Genomic DNA, 17,545 nt, shown 5'->3' on the forward strand with positions numbered 1-17,545 from the left:
AAAGGTCAGACTGTCACCCACTCCGTCGTGAAGACGGCGTCGCCGACGCGGCAGCGGAAACTCAGCGGACCGGGCGGAACCCGGTCGACGGTGAAGCGGCCGAACGCGTCCGTGCCGACGGACACCGGGGCGTCGCCCCGCACCTCCACCACCACATGAGCCGGCGGCGTCACCTGGCCGACGACACGGAGGGACGCCCCGGCCGCGGTGATCTCAAGATCGAGGCCGGCCCCCGGCCCGCCGAAGCCGAGCACACGCGCCTGCGCGGGGCCGCGGACGGCCGCCGCACCGGCGAGGGAGTCGAACGTCAGCTCGGCGAGCTCGGCGTCGACCGTCCTGAACCGGAACGCCTCGACCGCGACCTCCATGAGGGAGACCGGCACCGGGTCGAAGAGCTGCGCGGCCCGCCGCAGCGACTCCTCCAGGTCCGTGTCCTCGCGCTCCGGGCCCCCCGGCTCCACGTCGCCGCTCACGCCGCCGGTCCTCCGGCCCGCCGCGCCGTCACGCGAGCAGCCTTCGCAGCTGCCCGAGGCACCGCCCCCGGGTCGGGCCGATGCTCCCGATCGCCATGCCGAGCCCGGCGGCGACCTCGGCATAGCTCGGCGGGGGCGACGCCATCAGAACCCGGAGCAGCCGCCGGCAGTTCTCCGAGAGCTGTTCGTACGCCTGCCAGACCTTGCGCAGCGTGGCCTCCCGTCCCGCGCTCTCCTCGGCGTCGAGGACGGCCTGCTCGGGGGAGCGGTCGTCGGCCTCGGGCGACAGGACGTCGATGTCGCTGGTCGGTACGACCCTGCGGGAGCCGCGGATGACCTTCAGGCACTCGTGCCTGGCGGTGCTCGCCAGCCACGCGCCGATCTTGTCCGGCTCCTTGATCCGGGTGAGGTTGTCGGCGAGCCGGAACCACGTGGTCTGGAAGACCTCGTGGGCGTCGGCGTCGATCAGCCGGTGTGCGCGGACCACGGACCAGACGAGCGGGCTGAGACGGCCGACGAGCGCCTCCCACGCCGAGGCGTCTCCCTTGGCCGCGGCCTGGAAGAGAGCGCCGGTCGAGTCGATGTCCACGCGGCACGCCCTTACGTCGGGTGCATCCGGGAGCGTCATCGTACGACGCGGGGGACCTGCCGCGTGAGGGGCGATACCTCTTCGAGATCGGTCGCGGCACGATGGACCCGGACAGCTCCCATCCGGGTGCCGGGCGCGGTCGCCCCGCCGTTCCGCCACGCCACGGCAGCGGGTGCGGATCCGGTCGGGAACGGACCCGGGCCGTCCGGGTGATAGCCGGTGAACCTGGTGCGTGCCTCGCACGAGAAATCGGAGACCGGATGATAACTGAGCCGTACCCGCCCCCCACGGCGCGGCAGACCCCGACCGACGCCGAGGTGATCGAACGGTCCGGGCGCGAGCCCGAGATGTTCGCCGTCCTCTACGACCGTCATGCCGCGCACATCCACCGGTATGTGACCCGCAGGCTCGGTGCGGACGTCGCCGACGACGTGGTCGCCGACACCTTCCTCGACGCGTTCCGCCAGCGGGGCCGCTACCGGTCCGACCGGGCCGACGCCCGGCCGTGGCTGTACGGGATCGCAGCCAACCTCGTCGGCAAGCACCGCCGCGCGGAGACGCGGATGTTCCACGCGTTCGCCCGCACGGGAGTCGATCCCGTGGCCCAGACCTACTCCGATCGAGTCGACGAGCAGGTCTCGGCCGCTGCGGCGCAGCGCAGGCTCGCCGAGGCGATCGCCGGGCTCCCGGCGAAGTACCGGGAGGTCCTGCTGCTCGTCGCATGGGCCGGGCTCTCCCACGAGGAGACCGCGGAGGCCCTGGGCATCGCGGTCGGCACCGTGCGCTCGCGGTTGCACCGCGCGCGGAAGAAGGCGTCGGAGGCTCTCGGCGGGCAGAACCCCGCTTCCATCAGTGAGGAGATCGGCAATGAATGATCTGCAGGCCGTCCGGGCGATGCGAGCCGACGCCCCGGAGAGCTCACCCGACCGGCTGGCAGCCGGCAGGGAACGGCTGTGCGCCGCGATCGCCTCGTCGCCCGTTGCGTCGCCCGTTTCGTCGCCCGTGTCCCGGCCGGCCTCCCGGGCGGGGTCGCGTGCGTTCCCGGCGCGACGGCCCGCGCTCGTGGCGGGCGGACTGACCCTCGTCGCGGCGGTCGCCGCCGCCGGCGTGGTGGTCGGGTTGCCGGACGCCGGCGGCGGCGCCGCACCCCGGCCCCCCGCCTACCAGTTGAGCGCGGCCACCGTGATGCTGAACAAGGCGGCGACGGCCGTCGAGGGCCGGCCGCAGCGCGCGTTCGGGCCCAAGCAATGGCTGTACTACAAGGCGTTCGATTACCGGCACGGAACCGCCCTCACGACCAGTGAGACGTGGGAGACGTTCGACGGCATGAAGGACGCCGACGTCCTGACCGGCAAGCTCGTCGTCTGGACCCATTCGAGAACGGGCCCGCAGGACGGCACACCGCTCGGCGCCTACCGGCTGCTCGCGTCGCTGCCGACGGATCCGGACGCGATGATCGACGCACTCTACGAGTTGGCCGGATCGCCACCGGAGGACGGCGGACTCAGCCGTGACGAGTTCGCCTTCAGAAGCATCGAGCAGTTCGTGTGGAACTCACTGGCGGGTGCTCCGCCGCGAGTCCAGGCCGCGCTCTACCGGGCGCTCGGGCGACTGCCCGGCGTCGAGGTCAGGCCGGCGGTGGAGTACGCCCCCGGGCGTACCGCCATCGGCGTCTTCCCGAGCCCGACTCACGCACTGCTGCTCGACCCGGTGACATATCGCATGATCGGGTGGGTCGACGTGAGCGACGGAAAGGTTCCGCCCGGCCACAAGTCCAAGCCCGGGACGGCGAAGCCGCCGGCGGCCAATCCCGCCAAGGACCCCCGGAACTCGCCCCCGCTGCCCGCCGGCACCGTCATCTCCTCCTTCACCCGCAGCGAGGTCGTCCCGGTCGCCGCACCGGGCCGTCGTCCGAAGTGACGGACACGCGGCAGGTCAGCCGGACGCCAGGCTGATCAGCTGCCCCAACGCTGTCCTGTCGCTGCTGCCGAGATTCTCGTACGCCCGGCACAGCTGGTTGGCGACCGTCCGGATGGACAGCCCCAGCCGCTGGGCGATCTCACGGTTGGTGAGCCCCGCCGCGGCGAGGCCCGCGATCTGCCGCTGCCGAGGGGTGAGGCGAGGGGTCGCGAGGCCCAGCAGGGCGGGCGTCCGGGCGCCCTGGCAGGCCTGGGCCAGCGTGGCGGCGTAGGCGATCGAGGCGTCGGCCGGCCGCGCGTCGTGGTGGGCCTTCGCGGCGTGGCTCGCCGCCTCGGCGGCGTGCAGCAGCAGGCCGAGTTCGGCCAGCCGTCCGGCCACCCGGTCGAGGGCTGGGCCGTCCGCCGCCGCCAGAGCGGCCGCGTGGTCGGCGAGCAGGGGGGCGAGGTGTCCCGGCAGGGTGCGGGCGAGCCGCCTGAGGCGGTCGGCGACGAGACCGGGCGCGCCGATCCGCACGACGTCGTGCAGGGCGGACAACTCGTCCGGCAGGCGGCCGCCCGATCTGCTCGATCGGGCGGCCGCCAGGGCGGACGCCACCGCGGCGTCCTGCTCGCCTCGCGCGGCGAGGAGCCACGCGCGGGCGGTGAGGAACGAGGCGGGCGGGGTGAGGACGCCGGGCGAGTCCTGCGGCCACAGGTTCAGCGCGTCCTCGGCCGTCAGCAGGTCGCCGGACTGGGCGGCGGCGCAGGCCAACTCCGCCAGGCACGGCCCGTGCAGGTGGAAGCGCCGCAGCCCCTCGCTGCTCCAGGCCACCGCTTCCCTGAGCTCGCCGCGGAGGCGTGCCATCCACGCCCGGCGTGCGCAGAAGTCGGCCATGCCGGGTTCGTCCCAGCCCTCGTCCTCCTCCGTGAGCCGTTCGCCCACGCCGGAGACGACCCGCGTCACGTCGCCGGAGTGGCCGAGCGCGGTCAGCTCCGCGCACTGGGCCGCCAGCTCCGCCGACAGGTCGGCGTGCGGCGGTGCCGTACGGCTCAACCGGAGCGCGCGCAGACGTCCGACGCCGGCGCGGACGGCGGGACCCAAGAGCGGGTGGGCCAGCCGTACGAGCAGGTCGCCGTCCGTCACGACGAGCCCCTTCGCCTCGAGGCGCTCCAGCGGGGCGACAGGTGCACCGGGGGCGGTGGCGTCCACCGGCTCACAGAACGCGACGAGCTCGAGCGCCTCCCGCTCGGAGTCGTCGACCTCGCCCATGGCGGCCCCGACCAGGTCCCTGAGACGGCCCGTCATGGGAACCGGCCCGCGCCACCGCCACACGCCGTTCACACGGCGCAGCCCGCCCGTCTCGAGCGTCGCGGCGACCAGTTCGCGCAGGAGCCACAGGTTCCCTTCTGTCACCCGGCGCAGCCGGCGCGCGGTCAGCGACTCGACGTGGTCGCCGAGCACCCCGGCGAGGATCTGGCCCATCTCCGCCGCGGGCAGCGGACCGGCGGTGAGATGGGAGAGCATGTGCTGCCGCCGGAGCGCGAGGACGGCGTCGGGGGCGGGCACGCCGTCCGTCGTCGTGAGCAGGACGCGGGCCCGCCGGTACGCCACCAGATGGTGGACGAGGGCGGCCGACGCGTCGTCGAGGAGATGGGCGTCGTCCACGACGAGCACGCGCACCGGGCTCAACGCGGCCACGGCCCGGCTGAGCGAGTCCGCCGCCGCGCCGGGCAACAGGTGGGCGAACGCCGCGAAGCGGAGCGGCGCGGTGCCGCGCGTCCCGGTGACCCAGGCGTGGGGGAGACCGGCGACGGATTCGGCCGCGAGCCGGCTCCTTCCGGCGCCGGCCGGGCCGCTGACGACGATGCCGCGGCGGTCGCCGCGAAGGGCTTCGCGTATCAGGTCGAGCTCGGCCGCGCGCCCGCCGAACGGCCACTTGTCCCGAGGATCCTCCATGTGAATGAAGAGCAGGCCGGAGCCGTCCTGATACATAACGGTTCGGCCGTGGGAACGGTCCACGCCGGGTGCGCGTGGGTTCACGCCGTCGTGTCCGCGGACGTGAGGGATCTTGCAGGGAATCCTGACTCCGGATACGCGGACCCTTGACCGGAGAGCGCTCTCGGGCCAAGATCGGGCGAACGCCGCCCGGAGGCGCACTCTTACCGAATCCGCGCCGTGAGAAGGACTGCTCATGATCAGATCCCTGGCCCGATTACGCGCGAGCCGGAGCACGCTCGCGACGCTTGCGGCAGTCGTCCTGCTGGGCGGCGGGGCCGCAGGGGTGCCGAGCGCCGGAGCCGACGCCGCGAAGGGCGGCAGGCAGCCGGTCGTCGGCAAGCCCGCCCTGGACGCGCGGGGATGCGCCCGCATCGAGAACCGGTTGCCCGCGCTCGCCGACTGGCCCAAGGTCGACAGCCGGATCGAGCGCGACCTCTCCGACGAGAAGCGCATCAAGAAGATCCTCGGCGGCATGACCCTCGCGGAGAAGGTCGGCCAGATGACGCAACCGGAGATCACCGCCATCACGCCCGAGGAGGTCGGGCAGTACGGCATCGGCTCGGTGCTCAACGGCGGGGGCTCGTGGCCCGGCCGTGACAAGCACGCGTCCCCGCAGGCCTGGCTGGATCTCGCGGACGCCTACTGGGCCGCCTCCACGGCGACGCGGACCAAGATCCCCGTCATCTGGGGCATCGACGCGGTCCACGGCAACAGCAACGTCTACGGGGCGACCCTCTTCCCGCACAACATCGGCCTCGGCGCCGCGCACGACCCCTGCCTCGTCCGCGACATCGGAGAGGCGACGGCCAGGCAGATGCGGGCGACCGGGCAGGACTGGGCGTTCGCGCCCACGCTCGCCGTGGTCCGCGACGACCGGTGGGGCCGCACCTACGAAGGCTTCTCCGAGGACCCCAGGATCACCCGCGCCTACGGCTACGAGGCCGTCCGCGGCCTGCAGGGCGGCGACTCGCACGGAATCAGCAGGAAGGGCGTCATCGCGACCGCCAAGCACTACATCGGCGACGGCGGGACGGACAAGGGCGTCGACCAGGGCGTCAACTCCTCGTCCGAGGCGCAGATGATCAACATCCACGGTCAGGGCTACTACGGCGCGCTGGCCGCGGGCGCTCAGACCGTGATGGCGTCGTTCAACAGCTGGACGAACGCCGACCTCGGGATCGAGGAGGGCAAGCTGCACGGCAGCAAGCGGGCCCTCACCGACATCCTCAAGCAGAAGATGGGTTTCGACGGCGTCGTGGTCTCCGACTGGAACGGCATCGGCCAGGTCGCCGGATGCACCAACTCCAGCTGTGCACGGGCGATCAACGCCGGCATCGACGTCGTCATGGTGCCGAACGACTGGAAGGCGTTCATCGCCAACACGATCGCCCAGGTCGAGAGCGGCGAGATCCCGATGGCGCGGATCGACGACGCCGTCACCCGCATCCTGCGGGTGAAGCTGCGCGCCGGCGTGTTCGACGAGCCCAGGCCGTCGGCACGTTACGCGGCGGGATCCGCCGACGCGCTCCAGGCGAAGGACCTCGCCCGCGAGGCCGTGCGCGAGTCGCAGGTGCTGCTGAAGAACGACCACAAGGTGCTGCCGCTGTCACCCTCGTCGAAGGTGCTCGTCGTCGGCAAGAGCGCCGACAACCTGCAGAACCAGACCGGCGGCTGGTCGCTCACCTGGCAGGGCACCGGCAACACCAACGCCGACTTCCCGAACGGCACGACGATCCTCGCCGGCCTGAAGGCCGCGCTGGGCGCCGACGACGTCACCTTCAGCGAGACCGGCGACGGCGTCGACCCCTCGGCGTACGACGCCGTCATCGCGGTCATCGGTGAGACTCCGTACGCGGAGGGGGTCGGCGACCTGTCGCGGCGCACCCTCGAGGCGGCCAAGCTCTATCCGGGCGACCTCGCCGTGCTCGACAAGGTCAGCGGCAAGGGCGCCCCCGTCGTGACGGTCTACCTCTCCGGCCGTCCGCTCTACGTCAACAAGGAGCTCAACCGCTCCGACGCGTTCGTGGCCGCCTGGCTGCCGGGCACCGAGGGCGCGGGGGTCGCCGACCTGCTCGTCCGGGGCAGGCACAGCGGCCGGGGCTACACCGGCACGTTGTCGTACTCGTGGCCGGGGTCGGCCTGCCAGACGCCGCTCAACACCGGCGACGCGGACTACGACCCGCTCTTCCCGACGGGGTACGGCCTGCGCTACGGGCAGTCGGGCACGGTCGGGACGCTGGACGAGACCTCACCCGAGTTCGCCTGCGGCCAGACGGGCGGAGGCGGAACGGCCACGGAGGATCTGGAGATCTTCAACCGGACCGACGTCGCACCGTACAAGAGCTTCATCGGCTCGGCGGAGAACTGGGGCGGCACCGAGATCGGCGTGGACGGCGAGGCCGCGCACGCCGAGATCGGCGTCGTGCCCTCCGACGTCAACGTGCAGGGCGACGGCCTGAAGGCGACCTGGAACGGCAGCGGTCCCGCGCAGATCTACATGCAGGACCCGGCGGGCGGCAGCGACCTGCGCGGCTACCTCAACGCCGACGCCGCCCTGGTGTTCGACACCGTCGTGCACCAGCCGCCGGCGAACCGCACGGTGATCAGCGCGCACTGCGTCTACCCGTGCTTCGCCGAGATCGACGCGACGCCGTTGTTCCAGCGGCTGCAGGTCGGCGCCAAGGCCACCGTCAAGGTCCCGATCTCGTGCTTCGCCACGGGTGGCCTCGACCTCTCCGTCGTCAACACGCCGTTCCTCGTGTACACGGACGGCGCGTTCTCGGCTTCCTTCGCGAACGTCCGCTGGGTGCCCGGCGCCGCGAAGGACGCCGACGCCGAGACCTGCGCCGGGGCGACCTAGCCCGGCCCGGACGGGCCTCCGGGTGGTGGGAGTGGACGCCTCCCACCACCCGGGCGTCACGTTGTCACGGACGCTCAGGTCAGGGCACGAGGAGGACGCGTCCGAGCTGGGAGCGGCTCTCCATGATGCGATGTGCCTCGGCCGCCTCGTGGAGCGGCAGCCTGGCGTGCGACATCGCACGCATCCGGCCTTCGGCCGCGTGCGTCGCCACCTCTTCCATGTCGTCGCGCGCCTGCCTCGGCGCGGCGGCCCGCCACGCGAGCAGCGAGAATCCCGCCACCGATCTCATCGCGAAGAGGCCGGTCAGCGGAACGCCGGTGAGCTCACCGCCGGCCGCTCCGTACACGACGGCTCGCCCGAACGGCGCGAGCAGGTCGAGGCTGCGCAGCAGGACGCGGCCGCCGACGGAGTCCAGGACGACGTCGATTCCTCGCGGCGCGAGCTCGCGCACTTGCTCGGGCCAGTCCTCGGCCGAATAGTCGACGGCCGCGTCGGCGCCGAGCGCGCGGGTGAAGTCGAGTTTGCCGGCGGAACCGGCCGTGGCGATCACGGTGCCGGCCCCGCGGAGCCTGGCGAGTTGCACCGCCAGGTGGCCGATGCCCCCCGCGGCGGCGTGGACGAGCACCGTCTCGCCGGGGGACATCCGGGCGGCGCGCAACGCGCCGAGCGCGACGGGGCCGCCCATGGGCAGCATGCTCGCGGTGGCGTCGTCGACGCCCTCCGGCACCGGTGCGAGCCATTCGGCCTCGGCGAGCACGTGGTCGGCGAAGGCGTCCTCCGCCAGTGCGGCGACCCGACGGCCGACGAGACCGGGGTCGACCCCGCGTCCCACCGCGCCGACCGTGCCGACGACGTCGCCTGTGAGGACGGCGGGCAGGTCGCGGCGGTAGATCCCGCCGGTGTCGGAGCCCTGGCGGAACTTCACGTCGACGAAGTTGGCGGCGATCACCTCGGCGCGGATGCGGACCTGGCCGGGGCCCGGTGCCGGGATCTCGGTCTCCTCCATGGTGAGCACCTCGGGACCGCCGTAGGCGTAATAGCGGATTCGGCGCATGCCGTCCTCCTTCGCAAGGATAAAGTGGACCGTAGGTCAAGTTGGACGGAGATTACTTGACCGGCGGTCCAGTTGTCCATGTGAAGAGGAGACGATGGCTGAGGCACGTCCCGAACGCGCTGACGCGGCGCGCAACCGTCGCGCCATCCTGCGGGCCACCGAGGAGTTGCTCGCGCGGCACCGGCCCGATCAGATCTCCATGGAACAGATCGCCGCGGCGGCCGGGGTCGGCAAGGGGACGGTCTTCCACCGTTTCGGGAGCCGGATGGGGCTGATGGTCGAGCTGATGCGGGAGCGGGCCTACGCCCTGGAGGGTGCCGTCACGACGGGGCCGCCCCCGCTGGGGCCCGGAGCCCCGCCCGAGGAGCGGCTCATGGCCTTCCTGGACGCCATCGTCGACGTCGTCGGAAGGAACAAGGGGCTTCTCGCGGCACTCGGCCACGCCGCCACGGCGGCACCCAGGCCGGCGAGGGAGCAGGGAGAGCACAGGGACGAAGCCGGCGGCGAGCATCCCCTGCACCGGTTCTGGCACGGTCACATCAGCGCACTGATCACCGCGCGGCGGCCCGACCTGGACGGGGAACTCCTGGCGCACATCCTGCTGGGCAGCATTCAGAGCGAACCGGTGTTGCGGCTGCTGGAGCGCGGCGAGACGTCGCGGCTGGCGGCGTCGCTGCGCGCCGTGGCCGCCGGCGTGCTCGCGGCCCCCGCATCGGGAGACCCGCCCGGTACGTCGGCATAGGGGGCCGGGAGGCGAACCGCTGCGGCCCGCGATCCGTCATAAGGGCATGGCGGTGCGGAGCCGGGAGGCCGATGTGCGCTGGAGACGGGCGGCCGGGCTCGTGTGCCTGGCGGCTGCGGCTGCGGCGACGGCCTGCGGGCCGGAGGCGGGCCTGATCGGGGCGATGGGGACCGCCCAGCCGCCTCAGGTGGTCGTGCACGGCGGGGGACGGCAGGTGTCCCTCGACGCGTTCACGTACTGCTACCGCAACACGTGCGCAGACGGCAGGCCGGAGGACCTGCCGGACCTGGGAACGGTGACCGGCGACATCGTCGTCTCCTTCCCCCTGGAGGACTGGACCTTCCAGGCGACGCAGCTGCAGCCCGCGGTCGCCTTCCCTCAGCCCTGCGACCTGCAGATCCCCGCACGGCTCGTCTCCACGGGAACCGGCACCTGGCGGCTGGAGCCCGCAGGACCTCCCGGGAGGTACCGCGTCGACCTGTTCGGCAGGACCTCAGGGGGCGACCTCGCCGCCGCGTTCGCGGTCACCACGACCCGCGCGGGTTCGACGCCGGCTCCGCGGGCGGGTCTGGGCGCCTTCTACGACCACGACGGCCGGCCGGACAACTACGGCACGTTCGAGTTCGGGATCGATTATCTGAGCAGGACGCCGCGGAAGGCCGCCGTCAAGCTGACGATCACCGGGCAGGGCGGCCGGGCGAGTTACGAGCTCGCCAGGGTCGAGGACGAGTGCCGGCCGAAGGGCCAGGTCCGGTTCCACGCCGAGGTGCCCAACGAGAGCGTGTCACGCGCCGTGGGGCGAGAGCCGTACACGATCGAGGTCGAGTTGGAGCTGGACGGGACGCGGCACGCGGCGTCGATGGTCTGGCCGCGGGACGTGAGCACGGACCCCGACGCAGGGGGAGCGCTGACCCCGGTCTTCACGCCCGCGCTTCCTTGACGCGCGATCGCGGGCCCCGGCGGGAGGATCAGCCGGCCCCGGGGCTCAGTGCGATGCCGACTCGTTCGATGAATTCGGCGAAGAGGTGCTCCGCGTAGGGGGCGCCCTCACGATTCAGCAATTCGACGATCGGTACCGGCGAGACCCGATATCCCGCGTCGGCCGCCCATCTCACGGCCAGCACGGCCGCCTCCTCGGGAGGCAGGAAGAGGTCGCTCAGCTTCAAGTCGTCCGGCCGGAGATACGCCGCCATGCTGTTCGGGGCGAGGCAGGCCGACCACGACCGGGCCGACCTGCTGAAAGCCGCCACCGCGACACAGTCGCTGTCCATGACGAATCCGACGAGAGCCGGTGCCCCGGTCTCCTCGGACACACCCACGACGAGGTCCTCCGGATCCGGCAGGGAATCGTCGACGCTCAGTTCCCAGATCCGCCACCCGTCCGCCGAACGCTCCAGTTCCTTGGCGTGTCCGTCATAGCCCTTCAACGCGCGCAGCCCGGTCAGCGGCACGTCCAGCCGTGCCACCACGATCGATCCCCAGAAACCCATGGCGCCAGATCATGCCCGATTCCCTGAATGGCGCAAATGCGCGCGTATGCGGGTTTCGCGAAGCGTTATTCAAGCGTCGCCGAGGTCGGGCGGAGATTCGGTCATCCGCTTGATGATCTTTTCGAGGGCGCTGCGCATGTGACGGCGCTCGTCGTCGGTGAGGGTGGCCGTGGCGTGCTCGGCGAGCCGTCGCCTGGCCTCCTCGATCGGCTGTCGCGCGGCCTGGGCCTTCGGCGTGAGGTACAGGCGGACCAGGCGGCCGTCGGCGGGGTCCCGGCGCCGGACGAGCAGTCCGGCGCTCTCCATCCTGGTCGCCGTGTTGACCACCGTCGGCGTGGTGACGTGCAGGCGGGAGGCCAGTTCGCCGGGTGTCAGGCCGTCCGTCTCCCACAGCACCTCCAGCACGAGGTTCTGGCCCACGCGCACGCCGTGGCGGCTCATCGCGTCGTCGGAGGCGGTCCGCAGCAGCTTCTGCGCCCGCGTGAGCAGCCTGATCAGTTCGGTCACCGGCTCATTGTACGAATCGTTTGCATGCTAATGACTCTGTGGGCTACGGTGTCGTTAGCGCGCTAATGACCTGTCTGGATCGAAGAAGGACGACTGACGTGATTCTCGTCACGGGTGGACTCGGGTTCATCGGCTCGCACACGAGCCGGGCGCTGCTGGACATGGGGGAGCGCTGCCTGATCGGCGGCCGGACGCCGGGACGGTCCCCGGACCTCTTCGAGGCCGGTGATCAGGCCGTGGTCGAGCGGATGGACTGCACGGACCTCGACGGACTCCTCGAGGTCGGCAGGCGGCACGACATCACCGGCATCGTCCACCTGGCCGCCGCCGGCCTCGGCGCGGACGCGCCGCTGGACGAGCTGTGGGCGAACACGCGGGCATTGTTCAACGTGCTCCGCGCCGCTCAGGAATGGAACGTCGCGCGGGTCGTGCTGGCCAGCAGCATCGGCGTGTACGGCGGGGCGGCGGCGTCCGGCGCGTACCGCGAGGACGTCCCGTTGCCGATCGGCAGCGCGCACCTGATCCCCGCGCACAAGAAGAGCGCGGAGATCCTGGCGGACGCCGTCTCCGCGAGCACGGGCCTCGACGTCGTCAGCGTCAGGATCGGGGCGATCTGGGGCCCGCTCGGCCGGCCGGCCTCGCCGTTCTTCGGCGCCCCCCAGCTCGTCCACGCGGCGGCCGGCGGCCATGACCTCCCCGCGCCGCTGTACGCCGAGGACGCGATCGACATGTGCTACGCCCGCGACTGCGGCCGGGCGATCGCGCTGCTGCAGACGGCGGCGGCGCTGAGCCACCGCACCTACAACGTCGGCGGCGGGCGCACCACGACCAACCGCGAGGTCGCCGAGGCCGTCGGCCGGGCCGTTCCGGGGAAGGCGCCCGCCCTCGCGGATGGACGACGGCCGGGCACCGCTCCCGCCGCGCACCTCGACGTCGGCCGGCTGCGAGACGACACCGGGTTCGAGCCCGGATACGACCTCGACCGCGCGGCCGGCGACTACGTCCGGTGGCTCCGGGCGGGCAACCCCCGCTGACGCAGGAACGCCGACAGCTCCTCGGCGGACGGAGCCGTCGCGGGACCCCGCACGGTGACGGCCAGCGCGGCGGCGGCGTTGGCGGTACGGGCCGCGTCCGTCGCGGGGGACCCGGCGGCGAGCGCGGCGACGAACACGCCGGTGTGGGCGTCGCCCGCGCCGTTCATGTCCACCGCGTCCACGGGGAACCCCGGCACCGCCACTGGCGGCGCGCCGCGCTCGGCGACGACGCACCCGTCAGGGCCCGTCCGCACCAGGACGCCGCGCCTGCCGGTGAGGTCCCGGAGGGCCGCCGCCGCCCTCACCGGGTCCGCGTGGCCGGTGACGGCGGCCGCCTCGCGGGCGTTGCACGTCCACCAGTCGATCCGGGGGAGGACGGCCCGCATGACGTCGGGCGGGATCTGCCCGACCAGCGGTCCCGGGTCGAAGACCAGCGGGACGTCGCCGGGGACGCGCGGCAGCCAGCCGGCCAGCGCGACCCGGTTGGCCGCGTGGAGCATGCCGTACCCGGAGGCGCAGACGACGTCGCCCGCGCCCGTGCTGACCGTGTCGAGATCCCGCCCGGTCAGCGTCGCCTCCGCTCCCGGGCTGGTCAGAAACGTGCGCTCGCCTCCGCCGTCGACCACGGCGACCACGAAGCCGGTGTCGAGGGCGGTGCGTGCCGGATGGAGGACCTGGATCCCGGCCTCGCGCATGCCCGATCGGGCCAGGTCGCCGAAGGGGCCGGTGCCGTGGGCGCCCGCGTAGGCCACGTGCAGGCCCTGCCTGGCCGCGGCCGTCATCACGTTGAAGCCGCCGCCGGGGGCGCGCGCGGACCGGGTCGCCAGCACGTCGCCACCGCGTTCCGGCAGGGTCGCGACGTCGAGCACCAGGTCGACGACGACGTTGCCCACGTGGAGCAGCCGGCCGGGCGTCATCGGCGTCCGTGCCCTGCGGGGGACCGCAGCGCCAGCAGGCCGTCGGCGGTCTCGTCGAGGCGCAGGCCGTTGACGCGGGCGACGGTCCTGCGGGCGCCGGCGGGGAAGGCGTCAACCCCGTGGCAGGCGCCGGCGACGGCTCCGGCCATCGCGGCGATGGTGTCGCAGTCGCCGCCGACCGAGGCGGACAGCAGGCAGGCACGCCACGGGTCGTCCCTGCACGCCCACAGGACGGCGAACGCCGCGGGGACGGACTCCTGAGTGGCGAGGCTCGTGCCGACCAGCAGGTAGACGCGCTCGCACACCTCCTCGTCCGACAGCCCGTCGACGAGCCCGGTCGCCCAGGCGATGCGCTCCGCGACGTCGGCGGCGGCGACCCAGTGCCCGCGCGCCGCCGCGAGCCGCGCCGCGGCCACGGCGAAGTCGACGGCCTCGCGGACGGTGGCGCCCGCGACTCCGGCGGAGACGGCCGCCGCGACGGCGGCCGCGCCCGCGAGCGCGACCCCCGTGTTGTGAGTGACCATGCTCGTCTCGACGACCTTGTCCACGAGGGCGTCCAGGTCGTCCGGGGCGGTCGCGACCCCCACCGGGGCGACGCGCATGGCCGCCCCGTTGGTGGTGCCGAACCGGCCGGTCTCCGCCACGTCCGCCCCGGCGATCACCTCGGAGACGGCGCGTTTGGTCGACGGGCCGAGCAGGTCGAGCGAGCCGCGCGCCCGCATGGACTCCTCCCAGGCGACCAGGCGGCGGGCCAGCTCGGCGGGATCGGCCCTGCCGCCGCCGTCGAGCAGCAGCCCGGCCAGCACCATGGCCTGTTCGGTGTCGTCGGTGACCGACCCCGCGGGCATGCCCGCCGCGAGCGGATGGTCGGGCGGCGCGTCGAGGAAGCCGCCGACGACGGGTCCGTACCGGGCCGTGATCCGCGGCCGGGAGAGCATCTGCGTGGGCATGCCGAGTGCGTCGCCGATGGCGAGCCCGTAGAGGGCGCCGGCGGCTCTCGATCGTGTCGTGGTCCGTGTCATGGTCAGGGAGCGCTTTCGCGGAAGTCCAGGCGCAGCTGGAAGTGTTCGGGATCGAGCAGGCTGTCCACGCGTTCGACGAACGCGCCGTCGGCCGCCCAGCTCGTCCGCCGGGTGTTGAGGAACCACGCGCCGGGTTCGCGGCGGAGCAGCCCCGCCTCGTGGGCGTCGATCCTGCGCCCGCGCAGGTGCTGCTCGCCGTGGTCAGCGTGCAGACCCGCACGGGTGAGCACCTCGGTGAGCGAGTCGCCGCCCAGCCCGCGCGCGGGCAGTTCACGCAGCTCGCCGATCGCGGGGACGCAACTGCGCTCGTAGGAGACGACGGTCGCGGCCTCGATCTCCCGGACGCGCTCGATGACGATGACGTCGGGGCGGTCCACCCCCGGCAGCCCGGCCAGCTCCTCGTCGCGCGTCGCGGTGATGCCGAGGACGCGGACCCGCGTCTCCACGCCGTGGGACGCCAGCGCGTGCGCCCAGCCGAGCCGGTCGTCGAGCGGGCGCCCGTCGAACAGCACGAAGGACCCCTTGCCCGTCCGCGTGGCGATCAGCCCGGCCTCGCAGAGTTCCGCGAGAGCCGTGCGTACGGTGTTGCGGCTCACGCCGAAGCGCCGGGCGAGCGCGAGCTCGCCCGGCAGCCGGGCCCCACGCGGGACCCGGCCGGAACGGATCTCCTTCTCCAGCGCGACGGTGATCCGCTGATGCTTCAACCTGACGGGTCCGGTCACGAAGCCCTTCCCCCGGCGTCCTCCATGTCGTGCAGGACCTCGGCCGAGGTCACCACCCGCACCAGAGGGCCGTACAGCGCCATGATCTCCAGCGCCTGCCGGTGGCTCTCGTCGGTCATGCCCGCGCAGGCGTCGGAGACGACCTGGACCTCCACGCCCGCGTCGGCCGCCGCGACGACGGTCGACAACACGCAGCAGTCGGTGGAGACGCCGGCCACGACGAGCCGTCCTTCGGGACCGACCGCCTCGGCCAGCTCCGGCGTCCACTTACCGAAGGTGGTGGCGTCCAGCGTCGGGCCCGCGCCGTCCCCGAAGTCGTCGACCAGCTCGTAGATCCGGGCATCCGGCGGCTGCAGGGCGAAGGGCCAGCGGCGGTAGTACTCGCGCCAGGCCCCCTCGGGGCTGTCCGGCGCGATGAACCGGGTGAACAGGACCCGGGACCCGAACGCGCGGGTCAGCTCCTTGATCGGGCCGACCGTCTCGGCGAACCGCGGTGTGAACCATGCGCTGGACGGCTCGGCGAACACCCGCTGCATGTCGATGACGGCCAGCAGGCTCACGGGGCCACCTCTTCGGCGGACGCGGAGGACAGGTTCTCCTGGGCGCGCACGCGTGCCCGGCTCACCAGCAAGGTGGCCGCGAAGGCGACGACGAGCGCCGCGAAGACGCCCAGGTTGGCGTACGCCCAGGCGCCGTCCTTGCCGCCGAGGCCGAGCGGGCCGAGCAGGTAGCCCTGCCACTTGAGCCAGCCGGCGGAGGTGTTGACGACCAGGCCCCAGCCGAGGGCGGTGCTCACGGCGATGATCGCGAGAGGCGCGGGCGGGACGTTGCCGTACCGGCCGGAAGGCCGGAACAGATCGGCCTCGTCATAGTCGCGGCGGCGCATCAGGACGTCGGCGAGCATGATCCCGCACCAGGCGGCGATCGGGACGCCCAGGGTGATCAGGAAGCCCTGGAACGGCCCGAGGAAGTCGTCGGCGATGAAGACGATGTACACCGTGCCGACGATCATGATGACGCCGTCGACGAGGGCGGCGACGTAGCGCGGCACCCGCAGCCCGGCGGCGAGGAGGGCGAGGCCCGAGGAGTAGATGTCCAGCACGGCGCCGCCGACGAGGCCGAGCACGGCCACGACCACGAACGGGACGAGGAACCAGGTGGGCAGCACGGCCGCGAGCGCCCCGATCGGGTCCCCGGCGACCGCCTTGTTCAGATCGGTGGAGGATCCGGCGAGCAGCAGGCCGAAGACCACCAGGATGATCGGCGCGACGGACGCGCCGAACGTCGTCCACCCGACGACGCCGCGGCCGGAGGCCCCGCGCGGCAGGTAGCGCGAGTAGTCGGCCGCCGCGTTGACCCATCCGAGCCCGAAGCCGGTCGCCATGAACACCAGGGCGCCGACGAACTGCTGCGGGGAGCCGCCGGGGACGGCGGAGACCGTGCTCCAGTGGATGTGGTCGAAGACCAGCACGATGTAGACGACCGTCAGCACGCCGGTGACCACCGTGATGATCGTCTGCAGGCGCATGATCAGGTGGAACCCCATGACCCCGGCGCCGATGATCAGCACGGTCACCACGATGAGGGCGATGACCTTGGTCGACGTGCCGCCTCCCCATCCGAGCCTGCCGAGGACCGTCGCGGTCGCGAGGGTGGCGAGGGCGGTGAGCACGGTCTCCCAGCCCACCGTCAGCACCCAGGAGATCGCCGACGGCAGGCGGTTGCCCCCGACGCCGAACGCGGCGCGGCTGAGGACCATGGTGGGGGCCGAGCCCCGCTTGCCCGCCACCGCGACGAAGCCGCACAGCAGGAACGAGAAGACGATGCCCACCACACCCGCGATGAGCGCCTGCCAGAAGGAGATGCCGAACCCGAGGGCGAACGAGCCGTAGCTCAGCCCGAGGATGGAGACGTTGGCGCCGAACCACGGCCAGAAGAGCTGGCGGGGACGGCCCTTGCGTTCGTCGTCGCCGATCACGTCGAGCCCGTGGGTCTCGATCGTCAGCGTTCGCGCGGCGGTCGTGGATTGCTGATGTTCGCCCTGCGTACTGGCCATGTGTCCTACCTGTCTAAACTTGTTCAGCGAAACATAGGACTTCGCGCGATATAGCGTCAAGACCCCGTAAATATCGGACCAGCGCCCGCCGTACGCACAGGGGCCGTACGGCGGGCGCGCCCGGGGTCGTGCGCAATGGATGCCTGAGATGACCTTTGGCGCCGCTTTGGCTTGCCGTTCCC

At 72.7% G+C, this 17,545-nt stretch carries 17 protein-coding genes; 6 read left to right on the top strand and 11 right to left on the bottom strand.

Annotation, left to right across the window (positions count from 1 at the left end):
• Positions 1–5: 5 nt before the first annotated feature.
• Positions 6–473, bottom strand: a complete 468-nt coding sequence (locus Pka01_RS17445; protein WP_203883832.1) for a hypothetical protein — start codon at positions 471–473, stop codon at positions 6–8.
• 28 nt (positions 474–501) lie between these two features.
• Complete coding sequence (locus Pka01_RS17450; protein ID WP_203883833.1) at positions 502–1,062, bottom strand: RNA polymerase sigma factor; 561 nt, start codon at positions 1,060–1,062, stop codon at positions 502–504.
• 260 nt (positions 1,063–1,322) lie between these two features.
• Between Pka01_RS17450 and Pka01_RS17455 the strand changes: the two genes are divergently transcribed.
• Together Pka01_RS17455 and Pka01_RS17460 are read left to right on the top strand one after the other, a co-directional pair.
• Positions 1,323–1,937: an RNA polymerase sigma factor gene (locus Pka01_RS17455; RefSeq protein ID WP_203883834.1), complete on the top strand. Its 615-nt coding sequence runs from the start codon at positions 1,323–1,325 to the stop codon at positions 1,935–1,937.
• Positions 1,930–2,982, top strand: a complete 1,053-nt coding sequence (locus Pka01_RS17460) for a CU044_5270 family protein (RefSeq protein ID WP_203883835.1) — start codon at positions 1,930–1,932, stop codon at positions 2,980–2,982. Before Pka01_RS17455 ends, Pka01_RS17460 begins: the two co-directional genes overlap by 8 nt.
• Positions 2,983–2,997: 15 nt before the next feature.
• Here Pka01_RS17460 and Pka01_RS17465 read toward each other — a convergent pair whose 3' ends face one another.
• Positions 2,998–4,917, bottom strand: coding sequence for a helix-turn-helix transcriptional regulator (locus tag Pka01_RS17465; protein ID WP_203883836.1), 1,920 nt, complete (start codon positions 4,915–4,917; stop codon positions 2,998–3,000).
• A 235-nt stretch (positions 4,918–5,152) separates the two neighbouring features.
• Between Pka01_RS17465 and Pka01_RS17470 the strand changes: the two genes are divergently transcribed.
• Entirely contained in the window at positions 5,153–7,819 is a 2,667-nt protein-coding gene (locus tag Pka01_RS17470; RefSeq protein ID WP_203883837.1) for a glycoside hydrolase family 3 protein, read from the top strand.
• 79 nt (positions 7,820–7,898) lie between these two features.
• Here Pka01_RS17470 and Pka01_RS17475 read toward each other — a convergent pair whose 3' ends face one another.
• Positions 7,899–8,873 carry a quinone oxidoreductase family protein gene (locus Pka01_RS17475; RefSeq protein ID WP_203883838.1) on the bottom strand — a complete coding sequence of 325 codons (975 nt, stop codon included), beginning with the start codon at positions 8,871–8,873 and terminating at the stop codon, positions 7,899–7,901.
• A gap of 94 nt (positions 8,874–8,967) precedes the next feature.
• On the opposite strand from Pka01_RS17475, the gene Pka01_RS17480 reads away from it, so the two are divergent.
• Together Pka01_RS17480 and Pka01_RS17485 are read left to right on the top strand one after the other, a co-directional pair.
• On the top strand, positions 8,968–9,615 hold the full coding sequence (locus tag Pka01_RS17480; RefSeq protein WP_203883839.1) for a TetR/AcrR family transcriptional regulator: 648 nt from the start codon (positions 8,968–8,970) through the stop codon (positions 9,613–9,615).
• 73 nt (positions 9,616–9,688) lie between these two features.
• Positions 9,689–10,555, top strand: a complete 867-nt coding sequence (locus tag Pka01_RS17485; RefSeq protein WP_203883840.1) for a hypothetical protein — start codon at positions 9,689–9,691, stop codon at positions 10,553–10,555.
• 28 nt (positions 10,556–10,583) lie between these two features.
• Here Pka01_RS17485 and Pka01_RS17490 read toward each other — a convergent pair whose 3' ends face one another.
• Complete coding sequence (locus tag Pka01_RS17490; RefSeq protein ID WP_203883841.1) at positions 10,584–11,105, bottom strand: hypothetical protein; 522 nt, start codon at positions 11,103–11,105, stop codon at positions 10,584–10,586.
• A 69-nt stretch (positions 11,106–11,174) separates the two neighbouring features.
• Positions 11,175–11,612, bottom strand: coding sequence for a MarR family winged helix-turn-helix transcriptional regulator (locus Pka01_RS17495; RefSeq protein ID WP_203883842.1), 438 nt, complete (start codon positions 11,610–11,612; stop codon positions 11,175–11,177).
• Positions 11,613–11,710: 98 nt separating this feature from the next.
• Here Pka01_RS17495 and Pka01_RS17500 point away from each other — a divergent pair, with 98 nt between their 5' ends.
• Complete coding sequence (locus Pka01_RS17500; protein WP_203883843.1) at positions 11,711–12,646, top strand: NAD-dependent epimerase/dehydratase family protein; 936 nt, start codon at positions 11,711–11,713, stop codon at positions 12,644–12,646.
• On the opposite strand, the gene Pka01_RS17505 is transcribed toward Pka01_RS17500, so the two are convergent.
• From Pka01_RS17505 to Pka01_RS17525, 5 genes are read right to left on the bottom strand one after another with little or no spacing between them, the layout of a single operon-like run.
• On the bottom strand, positions 12,610–13,563 hold the full coding sequence (locus Pka01_RS17505) for a PfkB family carbohydrate kinase (protein ID WP_203883844.1): 954 nt from the start codon (positions 13,561–13,563) through the stop codon (positions 12,610–12,612). The genes Pka01_RS17500 and Pka01_RS17505 overlap by 37 nt on opposite strands.
• Complete coding sequence (locus tag Pka01_RS17510) at positions 13,560–14,585, bottom strand: ADP-ribosylglycohydrolase family protein (protein ID WP_203883845.1); 1,026 nt, start codon at positions 14,583–14,585, stop codon at positions 13,560–13,562. Before Pka01_RS17510 ends, Pka01_RS17505 begins: the two co-directional genes overlap by 4 nt.
• 2 nt (positions 14,586–14,587) lie before the next feature.
• Positions 14,588–15,307, bottom strand: coding sequence for a GntR family transcriptional regulator (locus Pka01_RS17515; RefSeq protein ID WP_203883846.1), 720 nt, complete (start codon positions 15,305–15,307; stop codon positions 14,588–14,590).
• Positions 15,304–15,867: a cysteine hydrolase family protein gene (locus Pka01_RS17520; RefSeq protein ID WP_203883847.1), complete on the bottom strand. Its 564-nt coding sequence runs from the start codon at positions 15,865–15,867 to the stop codon at positions 15,304–15,306. Before Pka01_RS17520 ends, Pka01_RS17515 begins: the two co-directional genes overlap by 4 nt.
• Positions 15,864–17,363, bottom strand: a complete 1,500-nt coding sequence (locus Pka01_RS17525; protein ID WP_203883848.1) for a purine-cytosine permease family protein — start codon at positions 17,361–17,363, stop codon at positions 15,864–15,866. The genes Pka01_RS17520 and Pka01_RS17525 overlap by 4 nt, the downstream gene beginning before the upstream one ends.
• Between the last annotated feature and the right edge of the window lie 182 nt (positions 17,364–17,545).

This window comes from Planotetraspora kaengkrachanensis, from assembly GCF_016862895.1.
Lineage (GTDB): Bacteria > Actinomycetota > Actinomycetes > Streptosporangiales > Streptosporangiaceae > Planotetraspora > Planotetraspora kaengkrachanensis.